5 protein-coding genes are annotated in these 6,048 nt (G+C 38.4%); 3 read left to right on the top strand and 2 right to left on the bottom strand.

The annotated features are described in order from the left end of the window. Positions 1–541: 541 nt before the first annotated feature. Positions 542–1,198: a GntR family transcriptional regulator gene (locus JUJ52_RS22315; RefSeq protein ID WP_026680323.1), complete on the bottom strand. Its 657-nt coding sequence runs from the start codon at positions 1,196–1,198 to the stop codon at positions 542–544. Positions 1,199–1,314: 116 nt separating this feature from the next. On the opposite strand from JUJ52_RS22315, the gene JUJ52_RS22310 reads away from it, so the two are divergent. Beyond that, positions 1,315–2,034 carry an EcsC family protein gene (locus tag JUJ52_RS22310; protein ID WP_205389470.1) on the top strand — a complete coding sequence of 240 codons (720 nt, stop codon included), beginning with the start codon at positions 1,315–1,317 and terminating at the stop codon, positions 2,032–2,034. Between the two features lie 213 nt (positions 2,035–2,247). On the opposite strand, the gene JUJ52_RS22305 is transcribed toward JUJ52_RS22310, so the two are convergent. Continuing rightward, on the bottom strand, positions 2,248–3,852 hold the full coding sequence (locus JUJ52_RS22305; RefSeq protein ID WP_205389471.1) for a catalase: 1,605 nt from the start codon (positions 3,850–3,852) through the stop codon (positions 2,248–2,250). 199 nt (positions 3,853–4,051) lie between these two features. On the opposite strand from JUJ52_RS22305, the gene yfkAB reads away from it, so the two are divergent. Continuing rightward, the gene (gene yfkAB, locus JUJ52_RS22300) at positions 4,052–5,149 is read left to right on the top strand and encodes a radical SAM/CxCxxxxC motif protein YfkAB (RefSeq protein ID WP_121605840.1); all 1,098 of its coding nucleotides are present in this window, start codon (positions 4,052–4,054) and stop codon (positions 5,147–5,149) included. Between the two features lie 24 nt (positions 5,150–5,173). Then, a complete protein-coding gene (locus JUJ52_RS22295; protein ID WP_026680319.1) occupies positions 5,174–5,659 on the top strand; it encodes an NUDIX hydrolase in 486 nt (161 codons plus the stop codon). Positions 5,660–6,048: the final 389 nt, after the last annotated feature.

Below are 6,048 nucleotides of genomic sequence, written 5' to 3'. Positions count from 1 at the left end.
CTCAGAAGCCCCTTTAGGGGTCTCGTTGGTAAAGTGCCCTTATAGGGCGAAACTAAAACCGCCCGTTTTACGGGCGGATAGTTATTAGGATAATTAATATAGCATCTGAAATATGTGAGACTCCTTGAAAAAGAAGAGCGCTTTATCTGCGTGCTATGTATCGCTGCCAAAGTCCTCCTTATCCACAGCACGAGCCCGAATCCACTTGGTAACGTGTTTTCCTTTACCAAGTGACTTAGTCCGTGCTCGCGGAAAGCCAGTGTATGTTCATGATGCGGGGGTGATACTCCTATTAATAAACGTGATTATTCGTATTTTGAGTAAAGAAGTTGTGTTTAGTCCCAGCCCCTTTTCAATAATTTATTCCTCATATAACCGGCAGTAAGCCCCTCACTTCAAGCAATAAAGTGAAACCAATATTGGGAAGTGGGGGATCAACTGCCAGTAAATGTCCAATTGGTTTAAAGGTCTTTATATCATATCCTCGTGGTACTAACAATCCGTGGGAGATAATAAAATGCCCACGGATTGAAGTTTCACATTATTTTAGTGCTTGAAATTCTTGTATCGTACGTAACCAATTTTCTTTCATAATTGGAGCAAGAGCCTCATTATTTCCTTCTTTCATAAGGTTAATAATCTGGCTATGTTCTTCTATGGATTGTTCAGTTAAAATGATGGAGTTATGGAAGAATAAGCGTCTTACATGGGCTTGTAAGTTAGCAATAATGTTGTGGATATAGGGATTATTTGCAGCATCAACGATAACTTGATGAAATTCTTCGTCAATTTTTAAAGCAGCATAATAATTCTCTGAGCGAATAGCTTTCGTAAATCGGTCATTAATTTCTTCCAATACAGCTGTTATATCATCCGTTAAATTATCAATAGCTAATTCAGCTGACAAGGCCTGTAGTACAGCTAATGGTGGAAGTAAATCATTCATAGATTCTTTTTCCACTTCTGTTACTTGCGTTGCTTTTCCAGGAAACATCTTGACAAATCCCTGTACTTCTAAAAGTTGTAGAGACTCTCTAACCGGAGTCCTACTCACGCCTAATGCTTTAGCAAGTTCAGAATCATTAAGTTTTTCTCCAGGTTGTAATGTACCATCAATAATCCACTGTTGAATCTGATTAAAAGCACTTTCCTTTGCGGATTGCCTTACTGGCCTGGAATGATCTGAAGGTATTGGCATTATCTGCTCCCCCTCTACAATTATTTTTAGTATACTAAACAGTATACAATAAATTATTAATTATGGAAATATGCAATATATCACTAAGATTTTTAAACGTTGTGGAGGGATTTATTTTGATTAACTATGAAGATATAGTTTCTCAGGAGCTAGAAGCTTGGCGAAGGAAAATGTATGCTAAACCTAACTTATTTAATCAGCTTTCTAAGAAAGCACAGATGAAAATAAATAATTGGATACCTGAAAAGGCGCATCGGATAATTACTGAAAGTATTAAAAATATGGTTAAGGCTACATTAGTAGGCTCACATGTAACTACGAAAAAACCAGAAATGCAAGAAATGAATTTATATCAGCAAGATCAGCTTGTAAAAGAAAAGTTATCCACCTATCGCAAAACAGCAACAGTAGAAGGTGCAGGTACTGGTGCTGGTGGTATTTTTCTTGGTTTTGCGGATTTTCCTTTACTACTGTCTATAAAAATGAAATTCTTATTTGAGGCTGCAACCATATATGGCTTCGATACAAAGGCTTATGAAGAACGATTATTTCTTTTACACATATTCCAATTAGCTTTCTCCAATGAAAAAGAAAGAAAGAAAACGATGTATGTTATTGAAAATTGGGAACATGAAAAGCAACATTTACTGGATATGGATTGGCGAGCATTTCAACAGGAGTATCGTGATTATATAGACTTGGTCAAATTATTACAACTCGTACCTGGCTTTGGCGCTATTATCGGTGCTTATGCCAATTATAATTTACTTGATCATCTCGGGGAGACGGCTATGAATGCGTATCGTCTGCGACTATTAGCTGTACCAGAAGAGTAAAAGTAAAGGGGAGGGTAGAGAAAAATAGGGGGACCCCTGCAAAAACAGCAAGAGCCCGAAGGTCCACGTTACTAAGCGTGGTTAACCGTGTTAATTTGGTTTGTGGAAAGCGTTCCATACTTTTGATTGCGATAAAAAATAACAGGCTTATTTGATATTTACTCTCGGCATTAACTTATGAAAAGCACTTCGTTTAGTTATGCCCTCTAGCAATTAATATGGATCTGCTTCATGTCCTTTTTCGATTGCTTGATCTGGTGCTTTTTCTGCATCTTTATTACCTAACGGATTTTTACTTGTTCCATCATTCATCATGGTTTTGGCCTTTTCCAGACCTTCACGTAAACGGAGGCCATATTCTTCATCTGCATCCTCAGCCAATGCGACCATTTTATCTTGAATACGTTGATCACACATAGAAAGATCATTCACTAAATTAGAAATTAAATCATCCTTTTCCCAGTCTTTGAAGCTACGGAATGTCTCGCCTGCTTGCTTTGTATTGTCATTTCTGTCGATGGATTCACGAACAAGCTTTCCTTTTATCTCAGGGGTGTATTCTTTTCCCGTTTGTTCAGCTTCCTTTAATCCACCTAGTACCGAAGGCTCGTAATTAACATGTGGATTTTGACCAGGTGCTTTGTCATTTTGCTGACGTAATTGTCCACCCTCTTGGTTTGTAGCAACACGCTTTTTTGCTGCATTAATAGGAACCTGTAAATAGTTTGCCCCTACACGATAGCGCTGTGTATCAGAATAGGAGAACGTTCTACCTTGCAGCATTTTATCATCTGAGAAATCAAGTCCATCGACAAGAACTCCGGTACCGAAGGAAGCTTGTTCAACTTCTGTAAAGTAGTTTTCTGGATTTTTATTCAATACCATTTTTCCAACTGGTAACCATGGAAACTTGTCCTCCGGCCATAGTTTTGTATCATCAAGTGGATCGAAATCTAGCTCGGGGTGTTCATCATCGGTCATAATCTGGACGAATAGTTCCCACTCAGGATAATCTCCTTTTTCAATAGCATCGTATAAGTCTTGTGTAGCGTGATTGAAATTGGTAGATTGAATCTCATTTGCTTCTTGCTGTGTTAAGTTTTTAATTCCCTGTTTTGGTTCCCAATGGTACTTAACTAATACCGCTTCGCCCTCTTTGTTAACCCATTTATATGTGTTTACCCCAGAGCCTTGCATCATTCGGTAATTTGCCGGAATGCCCCAAGGTGAGTAAATAAAGGTTACCATATGGAAGCTTTCAGGGGAATTCGCACAAAAGTCGAAGAAGCGTTCACTATCTTGAATATTTGTTACAGGATCTGGTCGAAAGGCATGAATCATATCTGGAAATTTCATTGCGTCACGAATGAAAAAGATCTTAATATTATTTCCGACTAAGTCCCAATTCCCGTCCTCCGTGTAAAATTTTACAGCAAAGCCACGTGGATCACGTACTGTTTCTGGAGAATGTGTACCATGAACAACCGTTGAAAATCTGACAAAGACAGGAGTTTGCTTCCCTTTATCCTGAAAAACCATGGCTCTTGTATATTTGGATATAGGCTCATCACCAGCCATGCCGTATGTCTCAAAATAGCCATGTGCCCCAGCACCACGAGCATGAACTATCCGTTCGGGAACTTTTTCACGGTCAAAGTGACTTATTTTTTCGATGAAATCATAGTTTTCCAGTGTTGCTGGTCCACGATTTCCGACTGTTCGTATGTTTTGATTGTTAGTAACAGGATGCCCCTGCCTCGTTGTTAAGGTATCTTCATTTTCGATATTATTGGCTTTATTTGTATTTTTTTGCTCCATCCGTTTTCTTTTCCACCTTTCTAAAATATAACTAAACTAGAATTTCCATAATTCTGCTATTTTTTAGTTTGCCCACTTATCTAAATATCATTCTTTAATTTCCACAAAGACGGGATAGACAGTTACATGGTAAAATATTAAAAGAGTCTTTGAAAAAGAGAGGATTTTTCTTGTGAAACTAACAGAAGCGAGTAAAACAATGTCTCCAGCATATGACCCATGGGAAGCATATATGGACGTGGAACAGCATGGGGGAATAACATTGTCTAACATTGAATTTACAACAACAACGCTTTGTAATATGCGTTGTGCCCACTGTGCAGTAGGCTATACACTACAAGGGAAGGACCCGGATGCACTACCAATGGAATTGATTGAACAGCGACTAGATGAAATTCCTCACCTTCGTACACTAAGTATTACTGGTGGAGAGCCGATGATGTCGAAAAAATCTGTTCGTGATTATGTAGTTCCATTGCTTAAATATGCTCATTATCGTGGTGTGAAAACACAAATTAATTCGAATCTGACCTTGCCTTTTAGTCGCTATGAAGAAATCATTCCTTATTTAGATGTCTTACATATTTCACATAACTGGGGTACTGCTGAAGAATTTGCGGAGACTGGATTTGCAAGAATGGAGAGAAAGCCATCAGAGGAAAATCGTAAGAAATATTTCGAACGAATGGTTGAAAATGCTCAGAAATTATCACAAGCAGGTGTCATGGTATCTGCAGAAACGATGCTAAATGGTCGGACATATCCTTACTTAGAAAAAATTCATGACCATGTGCTTGAAATGGGTTGTGCACGACATGAGATACACCCGATGTATCCCGTAGACTTTGCAAGTAATTTAGAAACGTTATCCTTAGAAGAAATGCGGAAGGGTATCGAACGGTTATTAGACCACCGTGATCCTGATACATGGATGTTATTTGGTACCTTGCCTTTTTATCCATGTAGCACGTCCCAAGCGGATTTGAATTTACAGAAGCGTTTATTTAAGGAAAAGAATGTATCGGTGCGAAATGATCCTGATGGTCGTTCTCGTTTGAATGTAAATATTTTTTCGGGTGATGTGATTGTGACTGATTTTGGAGATGAGCCAAAACTAGGGAATATACAAACCACTTCGTTACTTGAAGCTTACGATCGTTGGATGGCTTCAGACACAGCAAAATCGTTAAATTGTCATTGTCCTGCTGTTAAATGTCTTGGTCCAAATATTCTTGTGAAAAATACATATTATCAAGATGTAGACTTTCAACAAAGAAAAGCCACTATTAAACTGTAATTAACATATGAGGGGGACTAGAGGATGGAAGTGTGGGATCTGTATGATAGGAATAGAAATAAGTTGGATGAAAAGCATATACGGGGAGTGCCGATGCCAAAGGATCGTTATCATCTAGTTGTTCATGTATGGATTCAAAATGATAGTGGGGGGCTTTTATTATCAAAGCGACACCCTAACAAGCCATATGGGGGTTATTGGGAGTGCACAGGTGGTTCTGTGATTGCAGGGGAAAACAGCTTACAGGGGGCATATCGAGAGGTAGCTGAGGAACTAGGCTTACAATTAGACGATAAAGCAGCAAAATTACTTCGTAGAGAAGTTAGACAGGTAGATCATTTGGACAATTGGCTGTTTCATAGCAATGTATCTATTGAACAGTTAACTTTTCAACCGGAAGAAGTAATAGATGCTAAATGGGTAGATGAAGAAACATATCGGCGAATGGTTAGGCAGAAAGCAATCGTTCCAACGCTCCATCACTTCTTTGATGAATTAATGGTGAAGTAAAAGCTTAGTATTTCCTAGGAGCTTAAGGGAGCCAAGAAAGTGTTGACAACTAGTTTTATGTATCGTTATAAGGTTAAGTGTGGGATGACTGCCAGTAAATGTCCGATTGGTTCAATGGCCTTTAGGTCATACCCTTGTGGTACTAACCATCCGTGGGATAAACACAACCCCTACGGATGGAAGCTTCCCTTTATCTTTAGTTAGTATAAAAGAATATAGATTGTTTTACATGTGTACGCTTCTATAAATCGGAGCGTTTTTTTCTTAGTCTAGGAAATTATAAAATTTGTGCCTATGGATAAATAGGAGCGCTTGCGCTTTTGTTCAAAGTTAAGAAAGTATAAAATCAGTGCAATGACTGCGTTAAGCCAAGTAGTTATTTTGAAATG

This window comes from Virgibacillus sp. AGTR, assembly GCF_016919725.2.
In the GTDB taxonomy this organism is placed as follows: domain Bacteria; phylum Bacillota; class Bacilli; order Bacillales; family Amphibacillaceae; genus Virgibacillus; species Virgibacillus salarius.
The sequence above is the reverse complement of the archived record's forward strand: the minus strand, read 5'-3'. Positions and strand labels throughout refer to the sequence as shown.